The 23,089-nt window shown below is 47.6% G+C and carries 18 protein-coding genes; all 18 read left to right on the forward strand.

The annotated features are described in order from the left end of the window. Positions 1–121 precede the first annotated feature (121 nt). The 18 genes from NST33_RS01090 (at position 122) to NST33_RS01175 (ending at position 23,042) form a co-directional block, all read left to right on the forward strand. Positions 122–826 (forward strand): PspA/IM30 family protein, encoded by a 705-nt coding sequence (locus NST33_RS01090; protein ID WP_339306438.1) that lies wholly within the window; start codon positions 122–124, stop codon positions 824–826. A gap of 36 nt (positions 827–862) precedes the next feature. Beyond that, the gene (locus NST33_RS01095) at positions 863–1,894 is read left to right on the forward strand and encodes a TFIIB-type zinc ribbon-containing protein (RefSeq protein ID WP_339306440.1); all 1,032 of its coding nucleotides are present in this window, start codon (positions 863–865) and stop codon (positions 1,892–1,894) included. Further along, the gene (locus NST33_RS01100) at positions 1,891–2,694 is read left to right on the forward strand and encodes a TPM domain-containing protein (RefSeq protein ID WP_221822304.1); all 804 of its coding nucleotides are present in this window, start codon (positions 1,891–1,893) and stop codon (positions 2,692–2,694) included. Before NST33_RS01095 ends, NST33_RS01100 begins: the two co-directional genes overlap by 4 nt. A 76-nt stretch (positions 2,695–2,770) precedes the next feature. Beyond that, the gene (locus NST33_RS01105; protein WP_036674710.1) at positions 2,771–3,814 is read left to right on the forward strand and encodes an SPFH domain-containing protein; all 1,044 of its coding nucleotides are present in this window, start codon (positions 2,771–2,773) and stop codon (positions 3,812–3,814) included. 207 nt (positions 3,815–4,021) lie between these two features. After that, positions 4,022–4,249 (forward strand): DUF896 domain-containing protein, encoded by a 228-nt coding sequence (locus tag NST33_RS01110; RefSeq protein WP_076254330.1) that lies wholly within the window; start codon positions 4,022–4,024, stop codon positions 4,247–4,249. 144 nt (positions 4,250–4,393) lie between these two features. Continuing rightward, a complete protein-coding gene (locus NST33_RS01115) occupies positions 4,394–5,350 on the forward strand; it encodes a ring-cleaving dioxygenase (RefSeq protein ID WP_339306444.1) in 957 nt (318 codons plus the stop codon). Positions 5,351–5,579: 229 nt separating this feature from the next. Then, positions 5,580–6,668 (forward strand): low temperature requirement protein A, encoded by a 1,089-nt coding sequence (locus tag NST33_RS01120; RefSeq protein WP_076210224.1) that lies wholly within the window; start codon positions 5,580–5,582, stop codon positions 6,666–6,668. 266 nt (positions 6,669–6,934) lie between these two features. After that, on the forward strand, positions 6,935–9,718 hold the full coding sequence (locus NST33_RS01125; protein WP_339306446.1) for a glycoside hydrolase family 3 C-terminal domain-containing protein: 2,784 nt from the start codon (positions 6,935–6,937) through the stop codon (positions 9,716–9,718). Positions 9,719–9,907: 189 nt separating this feature from the next. Next, positions 9,908–10,099, forward strand: a complete 192-nt coding sequence (locus NST33_RS01130) for a hypothetical protein (RefSeq protein ID WP_017691199.1) — start codon at positions 9,908–9,910, stop codon at positions 10,097–10,099. A 532-nt stretch (positions 10,100–10,631) separates the two neighbouring features. Continuing rightward, positions 10,632–11,396: a copper homeostasis protein CutC gene (locus NST33_RS01135; RefSeq protein WP_221822299.1), complete on the forward strand. Its 765-nt coding sequence runs from the start codon at positions 10,632–10,634 to the stop codon at positions 11,394–11,396. 30 nt (positions 11,397–11,426) lie between these two features. Beyond that, positions 11,427–12,887: an alpha-L-fucosidase gene (locus tag NST33_RS01140; RefSeq protein ID WP_339306449.1), complete on the forward strand. Its 1,461-nt coding sequence runs from the start codon at positions 11,427–11,429 to the stop codon at positions 12,885–12,887. A 1-nt stretch (position 12,888) separates the two neighbouring features. Next, a complete protein-coding gene (locus NST33_RS01145; RefSeq protein WP_339306451.1) occupies positions 12,889–14,670 on the forward strand; it encodes a beta-galactosidase in 1,782 nt (593 codons plus the stop codon). A gap of 104 nt (positions 14,671–14,774) precedes the next feature. After that, on the forward strand, positions 14,775–15,641 hold the full coding sequence (locus NST33_RS01150; RefSeq protein ID WP_339181200.1) for a sugar phosphate isomerase/epimerase: 867 nt from the start codon (positions 14,775–14,777) through the stop codon (positions 15,639–15,641). A 253-nt stretch (positions 15,642–15,894) separates the two neighbouring features. Next, positions 15,895–16,953, forward strand: coding sequence for a Gfo/Idh/MocA family oxidoreductase (locus NST33_RS01155; RefSeq protein ID WP_221822295.1), 1,059 nt, complete (start codon positions 15,895–15,897; stop codon positions 16,951–16,953). A 693-nt stretch (positions 16,954–17,646) separates the two neighbouring features. Then, positions 17,647–19,059: an alpha-L-fucosidase gene (locus tag NST33_RS01160; RefSeq protein WP_221822294.1), complete on the forward strand. Its 1,413-nt coding sequence runs from the start codon at positions 17,647–17,649 to the stop codon at positions 19,057–19,059. 347 nt (positions 19,060–19,406) lie between these two features. Beyond that, positions 19,407–20,351 carry an ABC transporter permease subunit gene (locus NST33_RS01165; RefSeq protein ID WP_223868815.1) on the forward strand — a complete coding sequence of 315 codons (945 nt, stop codon included), beginning with the start codon at positions 19,407–19,409 and terminating at the stop codon, positions 20,349–20,351. A 15-nt stretch (positions 20,352–20,366) separates the two neighbouring features. Further along, positions 20,367–21,275, forward strand: a complete 909-nt coding sequence (locus NST33_RS01170; RefSeq protein WP_017691189.1) for a carbohydrate ABC transporter permease — start codon at positions 20,367–20,369, stop codon at positions 21,273–21,275. Positions 21,276–21,404: 129 nt separating this feature from the next. Continuing rightward, the gene (locus NST33_RS01175; protein WP_221822293.1) at positions 21,405–23,042 is read left to right on the forward strand and encodes an extracellular solute-binding protein; all 1,638 of its coding nucleotides are present in this window, start codon (positions 21,405–21,407) and stop codon (positions 23,040–23,042) included. The last annotated feature ends 47 nt before the right edge of the window (positions 23,043–23,089 follow it).

The following is a 23,089-nucleotide window of genomic DNA, read 5'->3' on the forward strand; positions in this document are numbered from 1 at the left end:
CGTTGTTATAGTACGACTTTGAATCGTAGTAACTCCAGCTGCCATCGTGAAATGTGAAACGTATGTGGGCGTATTCATGTATTATAGTATACATATGAACTTTTCGGAGGAGGAACAAGTAATGGGAATCTTATCGAGGTTTAGAGACGTGATGAAGGCGAATGTGAACCACATGTTGTCGCGGGCGGAAGACCCGGAGAAGAGTGTGAATGAATATATGCGCAGCCTGAGCAGTGATCTGGGCCAGGTGAAGGCTGAGACGGCAGCGGTGCTGTCAGATGAGAGCCGTGCGAAGCGAGCATTCGATGAGTGCAGCGCCGAGGTCAAGAAGTTACAGCGGTATGCGGAAAAATCGGCGGAGTCGGGAGACGAAGATAAGGCACGCGGTTTTCTGGAGAAGAAAGTGAAGCTGGCTGACAAATTGAACGAATTACAGGTTGCCTATGAACGTGCTTCCGCTAAAGCGAAGATGATGAAGCATATGAATGATAAATTGGTTGCAGATCTGGGACAACTGGAAGCAAGGCACGCAGAACTGAAAGGTCGCATGGCAGATGCAAAGGCGCAGCAACAGGCTAATGAACGGAATGCATTTGCGGGCAGAGCTGATGCTGCATTGAAGGCCATGGAAGACAAGGCGAATCAGGCGCTGAACGAAGCAGAGGCTTTGGCAGAACTTCGTGCTGGGACACAGGAAGATGATTTGGACGAATTAATTGCCCAGTTGGAGAGGGACATGAACGCAGATGCGGGTAATAATGAGAATGCGTCGCCAAGTGCGGAGGAAGAACTCGCAACGATTCAGGAAAAGCTGAAGAATAAGTAGTACGTTACACCATTTCGTTAACATTGAGGTGAGCAGATGCCGGTTATTGAATATAAATGTCCAAACTGCGGCAGTGGTATGATCTTTGACAGTGTGTCAGGTGCATTATCCTGTCCCAGCTGCGGCCGTCAGGACAACATAGAGCAGATCCCCGATCCTTTGAAGAGACAAGTATTCATCGAGAATGAGGTCAAGGAATACCACTGTAACAGCTGTGGAGCTGACATCGTGACGGAGCCGGAGACTAGTGCGACGACATGCAGTTTCTGCGGTGCAGCGGTTGTACTCAGTGATCGGCTGACGGGCAATCTGGCCCCCGCGATGGTGATTCCCTTTTCGATCAACAAGCATCAAGCCAAGCAGGCTTTCAAAAAGTGGTGCAGAAATGGCCTATTAACACCAAGTGGCTTCATGTCCGCCGATCGGATTCAGAGCATTACCGGCATGTACGTGCCGTTCTGGTTGTATGAGTTACATAACAAAATCGAAGTGCATGGTCGTGGCACCAAGGTCAGATCCTACACCCAGGGCGATTACCATTACACGGAAACACAGCATTTCGATATATACCGCCGGATTCGGCTGAATTACGTGAACCTGCCCATCGATGCATCGGAGAAAATGAAGGATGAACTGATGGATAAGCTCGAGCCTTTTCCATATAATCAGTTGAAATTGTTCAAGACACCGTATCTGGCGGGGTACATTGCGGAAAAATACAGTTATACGGACGAGGAACTTTTCCCACGGGCCAAGGATAAAACGAGATCGTACATCGACTCTTATATTGCTTCAACCGTATCCGGTTATAGCAGTGTGAGCTACACGGACAAACAGATTGATACCACACTCAAAAATGCGGATTATGTGCTGCTCCCGGTATGGATGGTCAACTATGACTTCAATCGGGCACAGTATACCTTTGCCATGAATGGTCAGACAGGGAAAGTGGTCGGGAAACCACCGATCAGCAAAGCCAAAGTGGCCGGATGGTTCGCAGGAGTCTCTGCGGTCTCGTTGCTGTCACTGAAGCTGGTTTCCTGGATGATGGGAGGTGGATTCTTATGAGAAAAAGAACCCCTCTGGCCGTGATGGCTGCGCTCATTTTACTTATGATCACCCTTGTCGCTCCGTTGATTCCCATGTCATCGGCATCCGCAGCGGAGAACAAAAATCTCATCTACGATGAGGCCGACCTGCTGAGTGAGCAGGAGATAGGTGAATTGAATCTACTTGCAAATCAGTATGGCGCGGAACGGCAGACAGACTTTGTTATCTATACCTCCAATAACGAGGAGCAAAAAAGTGAAATACTGCTTACCGAAGACTTTTATGACGATCAGGGATTTGGTTACGATAAAACGCATGGCAACGCAGTTATTCTTACAATAGACATGTACAATCGGAAGATGTATCTGGCTGGTTTTTACAAAGGGAAAGAGTACATCGATAGTGGCAGAGCTGATAAAATTACGGCCAAAATTGCCCCAGATGTATCGGATGGAAATTATAGATTGGCTTTTGAAAAATATTTGGAGCTCTCCTACGAATATATGGATCTTAAACCCGGGGTAAACCCGGATAATATCCTCTTCAATACGTGGTTTCAACTTGCTGTATCCGTGGCAATCGGAGGAATTGTAGTTGGTATCATGACCCATCGTTCTGGCGGGCGAGTTACTGTCAATCGTGCAACGTATGAGGATTCCAGTAATTCTAGTGTAATTGATCGTCAGGATCGGTACATTCGTACAACGGTCACCAAGCGCAAGATCGAGAAGAACAATAACAATGGTGGCGGAGGCGGCGGCGGTGGAGGAACCACCGGAGGTGGCCATTCCCATAGCGGTAGCAGCCGATCTTTCTAGCATCACGGACACTCGCAATAACTTAACCAGGCATGATGACACACAATGCTTACTAATAGAAGGGATGGGAACGAGTATGGGATTTTTCAGAAATCAGTTTTCGAATGTGGTGGAATGGGAAGAATTCAGAGATGACATGATATTTTGGAAATGGAGCAACCGGGAGATCAAGAAGGGGAGTAAATTGATCATCCGTTCGGGTCAGGACGCCATTTTCCTGAATAACGGTAAAGTGGAAGGCATTTTCGAGGACGAAGGATCATTTAATATCGATTCCGAGATCATTCCGTTTCTTTCTACATTAAAAGGATTCAAATTCGGATTCAACAGTGGCATGCGGGTCGAAGTCTTGTTTGTAAATACAAAAGAGTTCACCGTGCGCTGGGGCACGCAAAGTCCTGTGTTGATTCCAACACCACAACTCCCGGGCGGGATGCCGATTCGGGCCAACGGTACATTTAATTTTAAAGTAAGTGACTACGTGACCCTGATTGATAAGATTGCAGGCATCAAACAAAGTTATCTGGTGGAGGATGTCAAAATCCGAATCACTTCTGTGCTGGATCAGCTTCTAATGAAGTGGATTAGCCGCGAAGGGAAGGATATGTTCAACCTGCAGGCCAATGCATCGGATATTGCCAAAGGGATTCAGGAAGATCTGGATATGCAGATGATGGACATCGGCATTGGGATTACCGGTTTCCAAGTGATGAGCTTCAATTATCCAAAAGAGATTCAGGATATGATTACAAAGACCGCCTCACATGAGATGATTGGTAATCTGCAAAAGTATCAGCAGGTGAGTATGACAGACGGTATCTCATCCGGTAAAGTACAGGGCGGCGGCGCGGCCTCAGATATGGCTGGTATGATGATGGGGATGAACATGGCCAATGAAATGATGAAAAACATGAACCAGAACCAAGGCCAAAACCAGAACAATAATTCCAATTCGTCTCAGAATCAAAATAACGACCAGAAACCAGCGGGAAATAGCAACGGTGATTCAGGTAACTCTTCATCTACAGAAGGCAACAAGAAGCCAAACTTCTGCCCGAACTGTGGAGCCAAAAATGAAGGAGCCAACTTCTGTCCGAATTGTGGTCAAAAACTGGGCTAATCAAATAAATACATGTAGGGCTAGTCCAGCAGTGGTTGAGTTATTGCGGAGCTAGCCCTTTTTTGTTTGGATTCATTATTTAATTTTGATAAAAGTGTTGACAACCGATCACAAATCACTTATCTTTAACTTAAGATATTTAATTTAAATATAAATAACAACCAAAACAAATATCTTTAATCCATTACACAAGGAGAGATCAAGATGATGATCCCAACATTGACCAGAATAAATGAACTTTCAAGAAAAGCCAAAGAGGGCGGATTGACGGAGATGGAGAAAGAGGAACAGGTTCGTCTTCGCCAGGAATATCTGCAAACTTTTCGCGGTTCGGTCAACGACATTCTGCTGAATGCAACCATCTATGATCCAAACGGCGATGACGTGACTCCTGATAAATTGAAACAAGAACAGGCCAATCAAAATAACAACTAGAATATAATTCGCTAGATCATATATCTTAATTTAAAGATAATACAAACTTACTATAAATCAATTAACTGACTCTTTAACTAACTCAAATATCTAAAACACCTACTCAATTCAAAACATGCTTACCAAACCAAGGAGGAATTAATCATGACTATTCAAACAGCAGGTATTCACCATATTACAGCTTTCGCAGGAGATCCACAGGCCAACGTTGATTTTTATGCCGGAGTTCTGGGACTTCGTCTCGTGAAAAAAACAATCAACTTCGATGCTCCTGATGTATATCATCTGTATTTTGGCGATGAACACGGAAGCCCAGGTACCATCATTACCTTCTTCCCATCCGCTGGATCACCACGGGGCAAAATTGGCGGAGGTCAGGTCGGCATCACATCCTATGTCATTCCTCCTGGGTCGATCGGCTTCTGGCAGAATCGGCTGGAACAGTATAACATTGAGGTAACCAAAACAAGTCGCTTCAATGAAGACCTGCTTCAATTCGAAGATGGCGAAGGCCTGCGGCTTGAGCTTGTTGAACGGGAAGAGGGAGCAACCAGCACTTGGGCGCACGAAGGCATTCCAACAGATAAAGCAATCAAAGGCTTCGGTGGTGCTGTCCTGTTCAGTGTTAACCCGCAAAGAACGATGGATGCTCTTGAGAAAATCATGGGATTTGTCAGAGTGAGTGAAAATGAAGAGTATGCTCGTTTCCGGTCCAGTGGGGATATCGGTAATGTCGTAGATGTTCCAGTGACCCGTATGGCTCTGGGTATGGGCGGCGCAGGAACCGTGCACCATATTGCATGGCGCGCCAAAGATGATGAGGAGCATGCACAGTGGAGTGAAGCTGTACGCGAGTATGGCTACCAACCGACTCCAGTTCGGGATCGTCAGTACTTTAATGCAATCTACTTCAGAGAAGCTGGCGGCATTCTGTTTGAAATTGCTACAGATCCTCCGGGCTTTGCCAAAGATGAACCTGCTGATTCGCTTGGAAAAAAATTGATGCTGCCAGAGTGGTTTGAGAAATACCGCCCTCAAATTGAGGACAATCTGCAACCGATCGAAGTCAGAACACTCGTACCTGCTACAGCTGCGAATTAAGAAAAAACCTGAAAAAGCGAAGCGTTCGCCTAAAAGCTTTCTGAAAGAAAGCTACATCGGAAGCATATGCTATCCCCGGATTTTCCCTTGGGAAAAGGGAATCAAAAAATCTGGGAATAACAGCGATTGGAGGGTTATTCTGTCATCGAAGTGTATGTGTGAATCATCTTTAGTTCAACTTATATAGCTGACGTTAGATTATGAGAAAAACCTAAAGGAGCAACGAAGGATGATGGAGAAAAAGGTTACCTGGCTGGAGCTGTTTTACGATCTGCTCTTTGTAGCAGCGGTCGCCAAAGCGGGTCATGTCTTATTGCATGCCGAACACGGAGTAATTACGTTTGAATATTTAATGAAGTTTGTGCTTATTTTTATCCCTGTTTGGTGGGCATGGGTCGGTCAGACCTTGTTTATTAACCGCTATGGTCAAGACATCCTGATCCATCGAATATTCCTCATCCTTCAGCTTCTGTCCGTTATGGTCATGACGGCGAGCCTTTCTACTCATTTTGACCAATACTACCTGTCCTTCTTCGTTGGATATATCGGTTCACGGGCATTTACGGCGATTCAGTATCTGACGGTTCACAAGTCGAAAAGCGAGCATCAGCAGCAAGCCGCTCGTTACTTGGGTATCTGTTTCCTCATTGGCATCTTGATCTCATCAGGTTCATTGTTCTTCGATTCCTGGTTACGCTACTTGATTTTGTATGTGGGGATTGCCGTGGATATTGTACTTCCGTTGATTGGACGTAAAAACTTGGTGAAAGTGCCCGTTCAGACCCATCACTTGTTGGAACGTTTCGCACTCTTTACACTTATCCTGCTTGGTGAATCGGTGGTAAGCATTATCGCTGTGCTGCAAGCAGATCATTGGGATATGAAATCCATCCTGTTTGCCGCCTTTACGTCCATCTTTGTCATTGCGATGTGGTGGCAGTACTTCGACAACGTGGAGAAAAAGGTCAGCAAAGAGATTCAGACTGCCGGGCAAGCGATCATATACGGCCATCTGTTCATCTACATCTCCATGAGCATGATCGCTGCTTCAATTCAGCTGTTATATCAGAATCAGTTAAACTATGTGTTCATGCTAGGGTTTGTGTTTGGATCAACGCTGCTATATTTCTTGTCGACCTCACTTGTGTTCCACCGTTACAGACACGCACATCTACGACTCCGGCCACGTCATCTGGCAGTGATGGTAGGGTTGCTGGTGGCATTTGTCCTTGTTGATCTGATCTATCGGGTTCCGGGTTATGTCATCATGGGCGAAGAGATGTTATTCTTCCTGGTGTATGCGAAACTTACAACTTGAAATAGTGATCTAAAATCAAGAAAAGTCACGGACAACAGGCGTCCGTGGCTTTTTATTATGCCGCTAATCCTAGACATTTTTTAATAATATAAATAAAGCACAAATCTAATTTAATTTCTCCTATAGAATCTGTTAATATGAGACTATGTACAAGTGAATCTACCAGATCATAGAATATCTTTTATATCAAATGAGCGCACGTTTTGTTAGTTCATTTTATATATAGCGATTCGTAGATATGGGGATGACAATCAGGAGGGAAATCATTGAGCACACATCAAATCGGAGTTCCATTGGAAGGGTTTGCAGAGTTTAGTCGTACGGTTGCCGCTGAAGGAGCCGTTTTACTCAGAAATGAAGGCCAAGTGCTTCCACTTCGTGAAAACGAAAACGTTTCAGTTTTTGGACGGATTCAAGTAAATTATTATCGTAGTGGTACAGGTTCAGGCGGTAGTGTACATGTGGCCTACACAACGAATCTATTAGATGGTCTTCGCAGCAAAAAGAATATTACTGTTAATGAAGAGCTGGCAACTGTCTATGAGAAGTGGATTGAGGAAAATCCATTTGATGATGGCGGAAAAGTATGGGCGGCCGAGCCATGGAATCAGAAAGAAATGCCTTTGACGGATGAACTGGTTGCACAGGCCAGAAGCAAGTCTAGCAAAGCCATCATCGTGATTGGACGTACAGCAGGAGAAGACCAGGATAATGCGGATGCGCCAGGAAGTTACCAACTGACAGAAGATGAGAAAGCGATGTTGAAGCAAGTCACTTCGCAATTTGAACACACAATCGTTGTGTTGAATGTCTCAAATATCATCGACATGAGCTGGTTAAACGAAACGTATCTACATCCGATCCAAGGCGTAATTTACTCCTGGCATGGCGGTATGGAGGGTGGCAACGCGATTGCCGATGTGCTGGCGGGGGACGTTACACCAAGCGGTAAACTGACAGATACGATTGCATATTCCATCGAAGATTATCCTTCGACAAGCAACTACGGCAATGAGTTTAAGAACCTGTATCAGGAAGATATCTATGTAGGTTATCGTTATTTCGAAACGTTTCGACCTGAGCGCGTTCAGTTTGAATTCGGTTACGGCCTGTCTTATACGACGTTTTTGGCCCAGCACGAAGAAGCAAAATCCGTGTCCAAAGACGGCGAAACCTACATTGAAGTTCGTGTCAATGTGACCAACTCAGGTACAACATATGCGGGCAAAGAGGTTGTGCAAGTTTATTATGAAGCACCACAAGGCAAACTGGGACAACCGGTGAAGGCTTTGGTGGCTTTTGGAAAAACAGGATTGTTGCAGCCGGGCGAGTCAGAACTTCTGACGATCAGCTTCCCGATCTATGCCATGGCATCTTACGATGATGCAGGTGTTACAGGTCTTGCTTCCGCGTACGTATTGGAAGAAGGTACATACCGACTGCATGTAGGAACCAGTGTGAAACAAGTGCAGCATATCAGCATTGATGGGCAGGATGGCTATGTGATTGAATCCCTTCAATTGGTGGAGCAACTGCAAGAAGCGATGGCCCCAACTGAAGATTTCACACGGATGAAACCAGGTTCGCGCAAGGAAGATGGATCTTATGAACTGACTTATGCAGAAGTACCGAAACGTAAGATATCCATGGCGAACCGGATTGAGCAGAATCTCCCGCAAAAGCTGGAGCAGACAGGTAATCAGGGCCACAAGCTGAGTGACGTTAAGGCTGGCAAAGTGAGTCTGGAAACCTTCATCGCTCAACTGAGTGATCAGGATCTGGCGGCGATTGTCCGTGGTGAAGGCATGAGCAGTCCGCTCGTTACTTCGGGGACGGCATCTGCTTTTGGTGGTGTCAGCGACAGCCTGTTTAACTACGGTATTCCGGTAGCATGTACGGCAGATGGCCCGTCCGGTATTCGTATGGATAGTGGCGAGAAGGCGACACAGGTATCCATTGGTACGTTGCTTGCGGCGACATGGAACAAGGATCTTGTTGAAGAGTTGTATGTGATGGAAGGACAGGAATTGCTGAGAAATCAGGTGGATACCCTGCTCGGACCTGGACTCAATATCCGCCGGAGCCCGCTTAATGGCCGGAACTTTGAGTACTTCTCCGAAGATCCACTGATCTCGGGTGTATTTGCCGCAGCATGTACGAAAGGTATCATGAAGGGTGGTTCCAATGCCACACTGAAACACTTTGCCTGCAACAATCAGGAGAAACACCGCAGTAAAGTAGATGCTGTTGTCTCCGAACGTGCACTGCGTGAAATTTACCTGAAAGGGTTCGAAATCGCTGTAAAAGAAGGCGGAGCAAACTCCATCATGACTTCCTACAACCCGGTTAACGGGCACTGGGCGGCATCCAATTACGACCTGAATACGACGATCCTGCGCGGCGAATGGAATTTCGAGGGTATCGTAATGACCGACTGGTGGGCGATTATGAACGATGTGACCGAGGGTGGAGAAGCTGATCGCAAATACACGAACTGGATGATTCGTGCGCAGAATGATCTCTACATGGTTGTACCGAACTATGGCGCAGAGATTAACGGCTGGGACGATAACACGATTGAATCCTTGGAAAATGGAACATTGACTCGCGGAGAGCTGCAACGCTCGGCGATTAATATCTGCAAGTTCATCATGAATGCACCGGTGTCATCCCGCAAACATGAGATTGTAGAGAATATCGCTTCTTTCCAAGCGAATGCATCCCTATCTGCTGCACAAGCTCAGGCGCTGGTTGAGAACGCACAGGTGAAACCTGCAGTAGCTGAACCAGTCTACATGAAAGTGGATGAGGCAGGCCATTATCGGATTATCGTACAGATCATGTCCCCTGAGCCGGAACTTGCTCAAAGTGCATGTAACCTGCTCCTGAATGACCAGTTGGTAACCACCATTCAAACGAATGGTACGGAAGGCAAATGGATCAGACAGAAACTTGTCAAAGTAGATCTTGAAGCAGGATTGTATGAATTGAAACTGGACTTCACGAAACCAGGGCTCCAGATTGACTGGATCGAATTCAAACAGGTGTAGAAGATAATCGGAAATATCAGGTGACAAGAGCGATCGAAAGGTTGTTCTATCATTCAAAATAGAATACGTTGGCATATGACAAAGGACACTGTACGCAGGTGTCCTTTGTTGTAACACAGAATAGCTACTGTTATGATAGTGTTATGAGATTCGTAGTTCTGAACAATGGGGTCAGGGGTGTTGCGAGGAATGAGAAATTATAATTTTTTGAGTCCAATCCTGCTGGTTGTGGTTGCGCTGATTGTGAGAGGCCTGGTGACTAACCTGGGAGTTCTTTTCGGACTATCACAAGAAGTGGCAAGTAATATTGCCATGATAGCCATGATCATTGCGGCACTGATCATGTTTAATCGAATGACGAAGGCTCGGCGTAGAAAATAGAAAAAGCTCGGATAACCAGGAGGTTATCCAAAACATGAAGACACCCTCGGGGTGTCTTTTTTTGTATTGACGTTCTGATCCTAACGTTTTAGACTATTGCTAATAAATAATAACACTATAAATAACAAAAATAACAAAATTCATTAGATAAAGTGATGAAATCCGTTGCGCTCTCTATTTGCTAGCCCATTCCGGTCCCCAAAGGAGAATCCAATCATGAAGATCATTACCGACAAACCATATATCGTTCAGGAAGGTCAGCCTATTCGGATTGCGTTCCGGGAAGCTGACCGTCGCCCTAATGATGAAGAAGGACCGCAGGAGCGCTGATGATGCGTTCAGTCGGTCCTTTATGTCATGGATTAGGCTGTGTGCAGTTCGAGTGATGTCTATCGATACGGGTTAACGTTGCGAGGGTTGGGTGAGAATACGGGATTGCAATCTCGGAAGTATCTACTTACGACATAATGTCCTGCTGATGATCACCTTAATACGCTGTAATATTCAACGATGAAGTGAAGGGAGCTACATTATGGAAAGACAGCCTGTATTGGAAGTCATTGCTGTGAATGTGGAAGATGCCAAGGCAGCTGAGGAGGGAGGGGCTGATCGGATTGAGCTGGTGTCTGCGATGTCCGAAGGAGGGCTTACCCCCAGTTATGGTGTCATGAAGCAAGTACTGTCTCAAGTCTCCATCCCAGTGTATGTCATGATCCGTCCGCATAGCCGCTCGTTCCGCTATAGCGCAGATGACATCCACGCCATGACCAGGGATGTACGCGTGGCGAGGGAACTTGGAGCCGCTGGCATCGTGATCGGCGCTCTTACAGGAGCTGGTGAAGTCGACCTCATATCTTTGCAATTATGTATGGCCGAAGCTCAGGGTTTGGGCGTTACGTTTCATCGTGCAATTGATGTGAGCACAAGCCTGACTGAGGCGCTCAAGACCATTAACACATTGGGCAATGTGGAGCGTGTGCTTACATCGGGAGGAAAACGGACAGCGCCTGAAGCGATGCTAGAACTGAAACAACTCCAGCAATTGGGGCAAACCTTGAACATCGCTGTCATGGCAGGGTCGGGGGTCACCATAGAGCGGATTCAAAAGCTAGTGAGTCAGACGGGTATCACGGAAATCCATATGGGATCAGGCGTGAGGTACAAAGGCAGCTTTAATTATCCCATTGATCCACATTTGGTTGCAGAAGCCAAGCAGAAGTTATTGCTTGCATCACAGCCGTTCATGGACAGTAGTGCACTGAGTGGCGGTACGAGCAAGGGTGGTCCAATGATATAGGGATGCGCTAAATAAAAGGAGTGATACGCCATGAATTATGAACTGCAACCAGCCGAATGGATTAAGTCCGCAGCACAGGTCAGCCCATCCGAACGCCAGCTGAGATGGCAGGAGATGGAGTTCTACGCGTTTATTCATTTTACGGTAAATACATTTACGGATCAGGAATGGGGCACTGGGGAGGAAGACCCGTCGATTTTCAATCCTTCTGAACTGAGCGCAACGCAATGGGTGCAGGCGTGCAAGGCTGCGGGGATGAAGGGGCTAATTTTGACGTGTAAGCATCATGATGGGTTTTGTTTGTGGCCGAGTCAGTTTACAGCGCATACGGTCGCGGCTAGTCCGTGGAGGAACGGTACGGGGGATTTGGTTCGGGAAGTTTCCGATGCCTGCCGTGAGGGCGGATTGAAGTTTGGCGTGTACCTGTCTCCTTGGGATCGTCATGAAGCCACTTATGGAGATTCCGAGAGGTATAACGAGTTTTTTCTCCAACAGTTACACGAGCTGCTTACGAATTATGGCGACATCTTCTGTGTATGGTTTGATGGTGCATGTGGGGAGGGTCCGAATGGCAAAAGGCAGGTCTATGACTGGGACGCCTATTATGCGCTTATTCGTGAACTTCAGCCTGAGGCTGTCATCTCAGTATGTGGCCCGGATGTTCGCTGGTGCGGCAATGAGGCGGGGCATACACGGGAATCGGAATGGAGCGTTGTGCCAGCGCATATGCAGGATAATGAGAAGATTCAGGAGCAATCACAACAGGTGGATGATGGTGAGTTTGCCACAAGGATCAATACGCAGGACAGTGATTTGGGAAGCCGAGAGGTTATTCGTTTCCAAAGTGAGCCACTGATCTGGTACCCTGCCGAGGTGAATACCTCGATTCGCCCAGGATGGTTCTATCATGCCAGTGAAGATGATCAGGTCAAAACATTGGAAGAATTGCTCACCGTCTATTACGGCACAGTGGGGGGCAACGCTACCTTTTTACTCAATCTGCCACCGGATACGCGTGGTCTCATTCACGAAACGGATGTCGAGCGACTACAGGAATTGGGAGATTCGCTGCGCACCATTTTTCAGGAAAATTTCGCCTTGCAGGCGCTGGTAAAAGCATCGGAGACGATGGATGAACAACATGCCGTATCGGAAGTGCTGACGGAACGACGGGATACGTATTGGTGTCCTCACGAAGGAACGGAACAGGCCTGGATCGAGCTGGATTTGCAGGAAGAAAGATCATTTGACCGGGTGGTGCTGATGGAATATATCCAGACAGGCCAACGGATTGAGCGTTTTACACTGGAGTCACTGAGGGCAGATGGTGGTTGGGAAGAGTTCTACAAGGGGACGGTGGTGGGGTATAAGCGAATATGTTGTTTCCCACAGGTCACATCGAGAAAGATGCGATTTTGCATTCATGAATCCAGATGGTACCCTACGTTGTCCGGGTTAGGCATATATCTGAGCGAGCGGGGAGGGTTGTAAAATGGCGGTGCTGACGTATAAAGGTTCACAATTTATGTATGATGGCGAGCCCATTCGGATTTTGTCGGGTGCCATCCATTATTTCAGAGTGGTCCTCGACTATTGGGAGGATCGGTTACTCAAGCTGAAAGTCTGCGGTTTCAATACAGTGGAAACGTATGTGCCATGGAATGTTCATGAGCCACAGCAGGGGCAGTATTGTTTTGAAGGCATGGCTGATCTGGAACGATTTATTCGCACTGCGGGAGATGTGGGTCTGCATGTGATTGTTCGCCCAAGTCCCTATATATGTGCCGAGTGGGAGTTTGGCGGATTACCTGCCTGGCTGCTTGCCGATGATGAAATTCGTCTGCGGTGTAATGATGCCAAATTTCTGGCGAATGTGGATCGTTATTATGATGTGCTTTTGCCCAAATTAAAACCCCTTCTTAGCACTAATGGCGGGCCGATCATCGCGATGCAGATTGAAAATGAGTACGGCAGCTTCGGGAATGATGCGAGTTACCTGCGATATTTACGTGATGGCATGGTGGAGCGCGGTATGGATGTGTTGTTATTTACCTCGGACGGACCGACAGACCACATGCTGCAAGCGGGATCAGTCCCGGGGCATCTGGCTACAGTCAATTTTGGATCAGGTACGGAGGGAGCGTTCGCCAAGCTGCGTGAATATCAGGCGGACGAACCTTTAATGTGCATGGAGTATTGGAACGGCTGGTTCGATCACTGGGGTGAGTCGCATCATACCCGAGAAGCCGCAGATGTGGCTGGTGTGTTTGAGGAGATGCTTCGAGCAGGAGCTTCGGTTAACTTTTATATGTTCCAGGGTGGAACGAACTTCGGATTTTACAACGGGGCGAACTGTCAGCAGAAGGACCAATACGAACCAACGATTACAAGTTACGACTACGATTCACTACTCAGTGAATCCGGGGAGCCGACAGCGAAATTCCATGCGGTGCGTGATCTAATTGCTCGGTATAGCAATGAGGATCTGGGTGAGCTTGTGCTGCCAGAACCGAAGGGAACCATCGCCTATGGGCGAGTGGGGATGACTCAGCAGGCATCATTACTGGCGCAGATGGACCAGATATCAGTCCCGGTGCAACGCACGAATCCAGAACCGATGGAGAAGCTGGGTCAGGATTATGGATTTATTTGTTATCAAACCCGGATATCCGGCCCAAGGGAGCGACAGGAACTGGTGGTCCAGGAGGTGCGTGACCGTGCGCTTGTGTTTGTTGATGGGCAATTTCAAGGTGTGTTCGAACGGGGAAATACGGAATTATCGATTTCCTTTGAAGTGCCGCCAGAGGACGCAGATCTATTGATCCTTGTTGAAAATATGGGGCGAATCAACTATGGCCCGTACCTGAGAGATCCGAAGGGAATCACCGAGGGTGTGCGACATGGCTTTCAATTTTTATATGATTGGACGATTCATTGTCTGCCATTAACCGATCTGTCGGATTTAAAATTCAGCGATGTGATTAGCGAAGCAATTAACGAAACAATTAATGAAGCACAGGGGCCTGCTTTTTATAGGGGGAATTTTCATATCAAGGATGTAAGAGATACTTTTCTGCGTCTGGATAGCTGGACCAAGGGGGTTGTATTTGTAAACGGATTCAATCTGGGACGCTACTGGAATAAAGGACCGCAAAAAACGTTGTATGTACCTGCTCCGCTCCTTCACGAAGGTGAGAATGAAATCATCGTATTCGAGCTTCATCAGACGGCTGATCTGGCCGTAACGTTTGTGGATACACCGGATTTGGGCTAGAAAAGGAAAATAGGTGAGCCAAACGATTATTGAGAATTGTCGTGTCCGCCGGAAAAAGGTATACGTTGGGTAAGGACATCGACTACATGAGAGGATGATGAAGAATGAAAGTTGGACTCAGCACCTACAGTCTGCAACAAGCATTGGATCGCAAAGAATTGACCGTACCGGATGCCATTCGTTGGATCGCCGATCAGGGTGGTGAACATGTGGAGATTGTCCCGATGGGATTCAGTCTGATCGATAATCCGGAATTAATTGATGAGATTAAAGCTGTGGCAAAAGAGGTCGGGATCGACATTTCGAATTATGCCATCGGCGCTAACTTTGCTGTGCAGGAGGACGCTGAAGCGTTGGAGCAAGAGATCCAAAATGTGATGCGACATGTGGATGTGGCAGCAGCGCTCGGTGTGAAGCTAATGCGTCATGACGTGGCTTTCCGCCCTGCAACAGAAGGAACCGTAGCCCAGTTCGAGATCGACCTGCCGGTACTGGTGAAGGCTTGTCAGCGGATAGCCGATTATGCAGCGGATTTTGGAATCACAACAAGCGTGGAGAACCATGGGTACTATGTGCAGTCGAGTGAGCGCATTCAGCGTTTGTTACACGAGACGGCGCGAAGTAACTTCAAGACCACACTGGATGTTGGCAATTTCCTCTGTGTGGATGAAGATCCGGTGAGTGCCGTAAAAAATAACATTCCGTATGCGTCGATCGTGCACGCCAAAGACTTCTACTGGAGACCTTCCTACCGGAATCCGGGTGAAGGCTGGTTCCAAACCTCGCATGGCAATTACCTGCGCGGCGCCATTGTGGGCCATGGCGATATCGACATGCCTGAGGTATTCCGTGTGTTGAAACAATCCGGGTATGACGGATATATCTCGGTAGAATTTGAAGGCATGGAAGATTGCAAAACGGCCTCACGCATTGCCATGGATAACGTCCGCCGCCTATGGGAAGAGGCATAGGGCTGAGTAGTTGTTTTAAATGAATAAAATTGAATCAAATTCTAAAGAAGGCGTGAGTAACAGAGGGGAAGCTTGGAACTGTAGGAGCGTTAGTGACCGCCTTTGTCTGCGGATTTCAACCGCTAGAGCGGTCAATAAAAAAAATTTGCAGACAACAGCGGCCGAAAGTCCAAGCATTCACCGTCGTTACGGTAAGCCGAATATTATAATTTCCTGAGTCAATTCATATGAAAACGATGGAGGAATCAGCACTATGTCCAAATTGAAAGTCGCCGTTATCGGTGCCGGATCCATATCCGATTGCCATTTGCAAGCCTATGCCAGTAACCCGGACGTTGAAATATACGCTATCTGTGACCTGAATGCAGAACGTGCCGCAGAAGTGGCGAAGCAATATAATGCCCCTCACGTGTTTACCGATTACAAGAAATTGCTCGCCCTGCCTGAGATTCATTCCGTCAGCATCTGCACATGGAACGACTCGCATGCCGAGATTAGCATTGCTGCTCTCGACGCGGGCAAAAACGTATTATGTGAGAAACCACTCTGCCAAACGGTGGAGGATGCGCTCGAAGTAGAGAAGGCCGTTCATCGCAGCGGAAAGCTGCTGCAGGTCGGTTTTGTTCGCCGCTATAGCGACAATGCACAGATTCTGAAGAAGTTTATCGACGAGGGTGAACTGGGCGAGATCTATTATGCCAAAGCCTCCAGTCTGCGTCGTCTGGGCAATCCCGGTGGCTGGTTCTCGGATATCAACCGCTCCGGTGGCGGCCCATTGATTGATATCGGGGTGCATGTGATCGACATTTGCTGGTATCTGATGGGCAGACCGAAGGTAAAGTCCGTCTCCGCTAACGTGTCCAACCGATTGGGAAACCGCTCGAACATTAACAATCTGTCGTTCTACAAAGCAGCGGACTATGACGCGGAACAGAACACCGTTGAGGATATGGCGAATGCCCTGATTCGTTTCGAGAACGGCGCTAGCCTGCTCGTGGATGTCAGCTTTACACTTCATGCCAAAGCGGATGAGACCTCGGTCAAACTATATGGCGACAAAGGCGGTGCCGAGTTGGAGCCGGAGATTTCGATCATCGGTGAGAAATTCAATACTATTTTGAACATGACGCCGCAGGTAGATTTCAAATCTTTCGACTTTATGGGATCATTCCGCAATGAAATTAACCATTTTATCGACAGCACGCAGGGACGCAAAGAAACACTTAGCCCCGTCGAAGACGGCGTCGAGGTAATGAAGATGCTCTGCGCCATCTACGAATCAGCACGCCAAGGCCGCGAAATCACGCTGTAAAAGGAGCATTGTATGGCGTTGTTACGCTACGTTGATACTTTACTACTCCGTTTCATTGAACGTTATGAGCACTTCGCTCCTTTTCAATGAAAAGCTCCGCTCTCAGCAGGTATGGATTCGTCCTTCCCGCTCGCCGATGGAGCAAAGCATGGAGCGAGCGCTAACGAATCTGAGGCGTCTTATTCAAGGGTTTGGAGTGCTAGCAAAAATCTAAGGAACCTGACACACGCTATATGAGAATAAGCAGCAGTTTACAGCGTTTTTATCAGCTAATTTCGGGAAATAACGTGTCTGATCTTCCTTACAATTTAAAAAGAGGACCAAAAGGCTAAATAAGACGCCCTGAGTTCCTTAGAAAATTTTCGACCCATTCGTTAGAAATCAGTCGCTTGGATTCCCCTATAGAAGCGAGGGGAATAAGGGTTCCATAGTAATTGGAGAGGGCACCGCACTCAAAATAACAAAGTTACTACGCCCCTTAATAGTTAAACTAGCGTTTACGCCAAAACGGAGAGCGCAGAACCAATCTGAAGAAGCGAAGCGCTCGCCTTTATCACCGGATTTCCAACAATTATAAAGTTAAATAAAAGAAATCCGGGGATAACAGCGATCGAAAGATGGTACTGCAATCGGAGTGACCAGGCGTAACATGCATGGTTTATCTTTTATCTAATCCTAAGGAGATGAAACAGGATGAGCGAAACCAAAGAAACCGTATTGGAGCAGGAAGGGCAGATTGTCGAAGCCGGCGTGCACAATTTTAGCAAAGAGGAAGAGTGGATCAAACCGGAAGATCCGCTGCTGAATGAGCGGCTGGAGTGGTTCAAGGATCAGAAGCTGGGGCTGATGATGCACTGGGGGCCGTATTCCCAGCTTGGCCTCGTGGAATCCTGGGCGCTGAGTGACGAGGATGGCGATTGGTCGCGCGATGACATCGACTGGACGGATGACATGGAAGACTTCAAGCGGGAATATTTCGATCTGAACAAAACTTTCAATCCGATTCGTTTCCAGCCCGAGGAATGGGCACAAATGGCGGCAGATAACGGGTTCAAATACTTCCTGTTCACCACCAAGCACCATGACGGTTTCTGTATGTGGGATACCAAGACGACGGATTACCGGATTACGGGCAAGGACACGCCGTTTCATACCCATAAGTATGCGGACATCTGTCGAGCATTATTTGACGCTTTCCGGGCCAAAGGACTGGGCATCTCAGCGTATTTCTCCAAAGCGGACTGGCATACTCCGTATTACTGGGCACCGGGCATGGAGCGTGGACGTCATATGTGGCGCGGCCCCTCGTATGATCCCCATAAGTATCCGTGGCTGTGGGAGAAATTCGTGGAGTTCACACATGAGCAGATCATGGAGCTGCTGACGAATTACGGGCGAATCGAATGTCTGTGGCTGGATGCTGGATGGGTGCGCGAAGGTCGTCATGGTCAGGATATCAGGCTGGGAGAAGTCGTGGAACGGGCGCGTCAGACCACACAACCTTGGCTTCTGTCTGCAGATCGCACCGTGGGTGGGCCGTATGAGAATATCGTTACCCCCGAGCAGACCATACCGGAACATCCGATGAACATTCCATGGGAGAGCTGTATTACCGTGGGGAACTCCTTTGCCTTCGGATTCGATGATCAGTATAAAACGGGAAGACAGCTGGCACATATTCTACTCGAAGTTGTATCCAAAGGTGGTAACCTGGCGCTGAATGTAGGACCACAACCCGATGGGCGTCTGCCAAAAGGGGCAATTCGAGGCATCAAGGGCCTCGGTGAATGGTTGGGTACTCATGGAGAAGGCGTCTATGGAACCCGGATCTGCGGGCCATATTTTACGAAAGATTGGGCTTTCACACAGAAAGAAGAGATCAACACCGTATATGCCTTCCGTATATACCGAAACGAGAATGAGACCGTACAACCACAGTTGGTCATTCCTTATCTGGAAAAGGTAGAGCGGATCGAACTTGTCGGTAGCGATGACGTACTTTCGTATCGGCAGACGGAAGACGGACTTCTCGTGGAACTGTCCCAATCCGCTGCAACCAGTGGTACACCCATCACACATACGTTCAGGCTAGTCACAAGCGCATAGAACGCCATGTCAATTCCGGGGGAGATATAACCACCTCCGGGATTTTTATATTCATACATAAGGGACACAATTCCCAATAGAAACGGCTCGCAATCGCTTGTCACACAAGGGTTTGTGGAATAAAGAGAAGTCGGAGAAAATTGCAAATTGATAAAAGTTTATCGGGCGATGTACTATCAAATCAAGAAAGCGCTACCTGATATGAATGTTTACATCATCTATGTTGAACAAGGAACTAAGAACAGAAAAAAGGATGTTTAAGGGATGCAAATGTAATGTATTATTACACTTGAGGTGTAGAAGGAGTGACGCATATGAGTCGAGCTACGGAAAGCATACCCGCCAAGATGGAACTCCAACAGAGGAAACATGTGGAGCCCAAGCGGCAGCATCCATTCATCAAAAGCCTCAAGAAACACTGGGAGCTCTACCTGCTCGTGTTGCCCCCGGTGTTGTATCTGTTGATCTTCAAGTACATCCCTATGGTGGGTGTCCAGATCGCCTTCAAGGACTTCAGTGTAGTCAAAGGAATCTGGGGAAGCCCGTGGGTCGGATTCAAACACTTTGAGGCCTTCTTCCAATCTCCAAACTTCTGGCTTTTAATCAAAAACACGATAGGTATCAGCTTTTATTCCTTAATCGCCGGTTTCCCTATTCCCATCTTGCTGGCGCTGGCGCTGAATGAGATTCGAACGGGTTACTTCAAGAAGACCGTGCAGATGGTCACCTACGCTCCGCATTTTATCTCCACGGTTGTTATGGTATCCATTATCATTCTAATGCTCTCCCCGCATGTGGGCGTAGTAGACAAGCTGTTCACACTGCTCGGCTTCCCGATGACCAACTTCATGGGCATCCCGGAATACTTCAAATCGATCTATGTCTGGTCCGGAGTATGGCAGGGCATGGGATATTCATCAATCATATACATTGCCGCCCTTGCTGGTGTTGATCCATCTCTCTATGAAGCAGCAAAGATGGACGGCGCATCAAGGCTTCGTAAAATATGGCACATCGACCTCCCATCGCTCGTTCCAGTCACCGTTATCATGCTGATTCTGAGTCTGGGCAGCATTATGGGCGTGGGCTTTGAGAAAATATACCTGATGCAGAATCCGCTCAACACAAGCGCTTCGGAGGTCATCTCCACGTATGTGTACAAGGTGGGTCTGATCGGAGCGAATTTCAGTTTCTCCTCGGCAGTAGGGTTCTTCAACTCCATTATCAACCTGATCCTGCTGGTTATCGTCAACGGCATATCGCGCAAAGTTTCCCAGAACAGCTTGTGGTAAAGGAGGAGCTTATCCATGTTCAACCTGATTAATCGTAACCGGATCAAGGACCCGCTCGGTGACCGCATTTTCATGACATTCAACTACATCTTTCTGTTCGCCATACTGCTAACGGTGTTTTACCCGCTTTTGTATATCATCAGTTCTTCGTTTAGCTCTTCACGAGCCGTGACATCCGGTCAGGTGTGGCTGTTCCCGGTAGACTTTAACATCAAGGCGTACATCTCCATTTTCAAAAGCCAACAGCTTATGCTCGGTTTCTATAACACGATCATTTACACCGTGGTGGGTACGTTCATTAACGTAGTGCTGACCGTCATGCTGGCATATCCTTTGTCACGCAAATCGTTCTATGGACGAGGGGCCATCATTATTTTCATGATGATTACGATGTTTTTTGATGGTGGTCTGATTCCCACCTACCTCTTGATGAAGGACTTGCACCTGCTCGATACACGCTGGGCGATGTGGCTGCCCGGGGCGCTCGCGGTGTTCCAAGTCATCGTGGCAAGGACTTTCTTCCAATCTTCCATCCCGGAAGAGCTTGGCGAGGCCGCGGAAATGGACGGTTGCCGGGATATTCGGTATCTGATCAGCGTGGTTCTTCCCTTATCGAAGCCTATTCTAGCGGTCATGACACTGATGTATGCCGTAGGTCACTGGAATGCGTACTTTGATGCACTGATCTACCTGCGTTCCGAGAAGTTGTTCCCTTTGCAATACGTGCTTCGCAATCTGCTTATCCTGAACGCGGCTGATCCGGCGATGCTTGCCAATACCAGCCAACAGATGCGGGACCAAGGGTTCGAGCAGGTGTTGAAATATGCACTGATTGTTGTCGCGAGCATTCCAATTCTGATCATGTATCCATTTGTACAGAAGCATTTTGTGAAAGGGGTCATGGTTGGTTCCCTCAAAGGTTAATCCTAGTGAGTTAAGCCCGGTTGCCTTTTGAAAGGAGGTGGAAGGAACACGCCGGCTTCCGGGAGCGATTTTATACACGTGCAGTACAAGTCAATAATTTGCCGTTATGAACAAAAAGGAGGAGTCAGATTGAGAAAATCTTGGATTTCGATGTTGTTTCTGGTCTTTGCTTCGATGGCTTTGTTGTCCGCATGCAGTTCATCCGAGGAATCGGGTGGAAGTAGCGACGGTAGCGGGGAGAGCGGTGGTCCTGTAACCATGACCCTCTTTGCTCCGCAAGGCAAAGCGTCCATGGAAGAGAATGAATTCACCCAATTTATCGAAGACAAGTTCGACGTTACCCTAAAATGGGATCTGGCCCCAACAGACGCTTTGCAGGATCGCAGACAATTGCTGCTGGCTAGTGGTGATTATCCGGAAGTATTTCTTCACGGCAAGTTCACCACCTCAGACCTTCAAACCTATGGAAAACAGGGCGTGTTCCTTCCGCTACAAGATCTAATTCAGAAGTATGGTCCGAATCTGACCAAGATTATGGAAGAGAAACCTTACTTCAAAGAAGCCATCACGGCACCGGACGGCAACATTTATGCGCTGCCTATCTTCAATGAATGTTACCACTGTACGTATGCACAGAAATACTGGATCAACACGGAGTGGCTTGATAATTTGGGCCTGAAAATGCCAACCACAACTGATGAACTGTATACCGTTCTGAAGGCGTTTAAGACACAAGATCCAAACGGTAACGGGAAAGCGGACGAGATTCCACTTACAGGCGCACCGAACAAGTATGTATGGAATGGCAACATTGATGCCTACCTGATGAATAGTTTTATATACAATGATAACGACAAATACCTGATCGTGAACGATGGCAAGGTGAGTTTTGCCGCCAATCAGGAAGGCTGGAAGAAAGGGCTGGAGTACATGAACAAGCTCTATGCAGATGGCCTGATTGACCCGGCTTCCTTTACACAGAACGATCAGGCGATAGGACAGCTGGGGAACAAGGAAGGCGACGAAGTGGTCGGCTCCATTACAACAGCGCTGGTCAGTTATCTCGTGAATACTTATGACAAAGACATCACCCGTCACCAACACTGGGAGATCGTTCCTCCATTGAAAGGACCAGATGGAGTGCATACGACAGGCGCTACACAGAGCGTAGGTGAGTTTGAGTTTGCCATCACCAACAAAGCGACAGAAGCACAACAAATTGCCGCCATCAAAATTGTAGACTACATGTTCAGTGAGGAAGGTGCGCTGTACGCGGAGTATGGCCCAACCGAAGGCAAGGGCTGGAAGAAGGCAGATGCCGATGAGAAAAACATCAATGGCGAGCCGGCCAAATACAGCTACTACAACCTGCCTGAGCGTGATCCAAACGTTGTTGTGAACGAGAGTTGGTCACAGATCGGAGCCCATGACTTGTCCAACACGTTCCGTAATCTGTTTGCCGAAGGACAGAACCCTTTAGAGGCAGAGGGTTATGGTACACGTCTGGCTCAAGCTACCAATGTGTATGAACCTTATGCACCCAAAGAAGTATACCCTGCGAACGTATTTATTCGTCCAGAGGATACCGAATCAGCAGCACAACTGACTACAGCCATTAAGGATTATGTGCAGACGAATATGGCACAGTTCATTATTGGCAGCAAGAGCATTGATAAGGAATGGGATTCGTATGTCAAAGGCTTTGATGGTCTCGGACTGAGTAATTACCTTGAGATCTACCAGCGTGCCATTGAGAAAAATCAATAATAGAAGGATTCAATATAGAGGCTGTCCCGTCTGTCACCCGTGACCGG

The organism is Paenibacillus sp. FSL L8-0435 (assembly GCF_037965655.1).
GTDB lineage: Bacteria > Bacillota > Bacilli > Paenibacillales > Paenibacillaceae > Paenibacillus.

Coding starts and splice junctions, on each gene's coding strand:
- NST33_RS01155 (WP_221822295.1), top strand. CDS start 15,895: ATGTCCAAATTGAAAGTCGCCGTTATCGGTGCCGGATCCATATCCGAT.
- NST33_RS01115 (WP_339306444.1), top strand. CDS start 4,394: ATGACTATTCAAACAGCAGGTATTCACCATATTACAGCTTTCGCAGGA.
- NST33_RS01100 (WP_221822304.1), top strand. CDS start 1,891: ATGAGAAAAAGAACCCCTCTGGCCGTGATGGCTGCGCTCATTTTACTT.
- NST33_RS01170 (WP_017691189.1), top strand. CDS start 20,367: ATGTTCAACCTGATTAATCGTAACCGGATCAAGGACCCGCTCGGTGAC.
- NST33_RS01110 (WP_076254330.1), top strand. CDS start 4,022: ATGATCCCAACATTGACCAGAATAAATGAACTTTCAAGAAAAGCCAAA.
- NST33_RS01150 (WP_339181200.1), top strand. CDS start 14,775: ATGAAAGTTGGACTCAGCACCTACAGTCTGCAACAAGCATTGGATCGC.
- NST33_RS01130 (WP_017691199.1), top strand. CDS start 9,908: ATGAGAAATTATAATTTTTTGAGTCCAATCCTGCTGGTTGTGGTTGCG.
- NST33_RS01160 (WP_221822294.1), top strand. CDS start 17,647: ATGAGCGAAACCAAAGAAACCGTATTGGAGCAGGAAGGGCAGATTGTC.
- NST33_RS01145 (WP_339306451.1), top strand. CDS start 12,889: ATGGCGGTGCTGACGTATAAAGGTTCACAATTTATGTATGATGGCGAG.
- NST33_RS01105 (WP_036674710.1), top strand. CDS start 2,771: ATGGGATTTTTCAGAAATCAGTTTTCGAATGTGGTGGAATGGGAAGAA.
- NST33_RS01095 (WP_339306440.1), top strand. CDS start 863: ATGCCGGTTATTGAATATAAATGTCCAAACTGCGGCAGTGGTATGATC.
- NST33_RS01135 (WP_221822299.1), top strand. CDS start 10,632: ATGGAAAGACAGCCTGTATTGGAAGTCATTGCTGTGAATGTGGAAGAT.
- NST33_RS01165 (WP_223868815.1), top strand. CDS start 19,407: ATGGAACTCCAACAGAGGAAACATGTGGAGCCCAAGCGGCAGCATCCA.
- NST33_RS01120 (WP_076210224.1), top strand. CDS start 5,580: ATGATGGAGAAAAAGGTTACCTGGCTGGAGCTGTTTTACGATCTGCTC.
- NST33_RS01090 (WP_339306438.1), top strand. CDS start 122: ATGGGAATCTTATCGAGGTTTAGAGACGTGATGAAGGCGAATGTGAAC.
- NST33_RS01140 (WP_339306449.1), top strand. CDS start 11,427: ATGAATTATGAACTGCAACCAGCCGAATGGATTAAGTCCGCAGCACAG.